This window comes from Wohlfahrtiimonas populi (assembly GCF_002006795.1).
GTDB classification, from domain to species: Bacteria; Pseudomonadota; Gammaproteobacteria; order Cardiobacteriales; family Wohlfahrtiimonadaceae; genus Wohlfahrtiimonas; species Wohlfahrtiimonas populi.
In genome coordinates, this window is record NZ_MVDN01000046.1 from 1 (window position 1) to 1,014 (window position 1,014).

At 29.7% G+C, this 1,014-nt stretch carries 1 protein-coding gene and 1 pseudogene; one reads left to right on the plus strand and one right to left on the minus strand.

Features of this window, described 5'->3' with window-relative positions:
* Positions 1-193: pseudogene (locus BZK16_RS14935) on the minus strand (pilin); the annotation flags it as partial.
* 212 nt (positions 194-405) lie between these two features.
* Here BZK16_RS14935 and BZK16_RS13915 point away from each other — a divergent pair.
* A complete protein-coding gene (locus BZK16_RS13915) occupies positions 406-843 on the plus strand; it encodes a hypothetical protein (RefSeq protein WP_077929473.1) in 438 nt (145 codons plus the stop codon).
* The last annotated feature ends 171 nt before the right edge of the window (positions 844-1,014 follow it).

Below are 1,014 nucleotides of genomic sequence, written 5' to 3' on the forward strand. Positions count from 1 at the left end.
TACCTAGAGAAAAATAGAAACCTTGGCCTTCAATAATGGCAATTTCCATTGTTTTTTTGGGAATAGATAGTTCATGTACAGCTTCAGTAATTTGTAGCTTGATGATGTAATTCTGATAGGCAGGGTAAGCTATCAAGGATAATATACCAATAATGGCTATCACAATCATTAACTCTATTAAGGTAAAGCCTTTGTTTTTTCATATCTCACCATAATATCCAAGCTTGCATTTTTCCTATTTTAATATAAATATTGATATTTTTAATATTTTATTTACTATATTTGTAAAATAAATCAATTGTATTGAGGTTATTACTTTCTTTTTAGTGCATACTAATTAGCATTATGCTTATAACATAAAATTATCTGAATATAGCAAAGTGTGATTGGAGGGAATGCATACTTATGAAAAATCTCATATTAATGATGACGCTGTTTTTATCGTTTGCATTTTCTCAACCCCAAGGATTTGTGAACCCATTGGAATTTGATAATACAGATCAACAGCGCCAAAAAGTAATTTCATATATTAAAAATGGCACTCTACATAAGTATTGTGATTCTGAGGATGATGCTTGCCATCCCAATATATTACAGCTTTCTCAGGCTGATAATTTGACAGCTTTTATAGAGTTAAGTGCCATTCAGAATAAGGAATATCTTAATAGATTAATTGATGAATATTGCAATTCTGAGTTTTTTCAATGTAGTTATGAAAATCTTTTGAAAGTATATGAAGAGAATTTTTGGTGTGATGTTGGCATTTGGGAAATGAGGGATGAGCAAAATAGTGATTTTAGAAATATAGTGATTTTAGAAATAGAAAATATCCGAATACAGTAACGAGCGATTCTCATGCTGATTTGATTCACTAAAGTGTAATTTCTGCATATTAAAAAACCACCGAAAAGGTGGTTTTGTTTTCTCTGTAATTGATAGTTATAAACCACCACCATATTTTTTAAGGTTTTTTAGCCATGGTTTATTCATATCTTGGCAGATTTCATTGTTAGA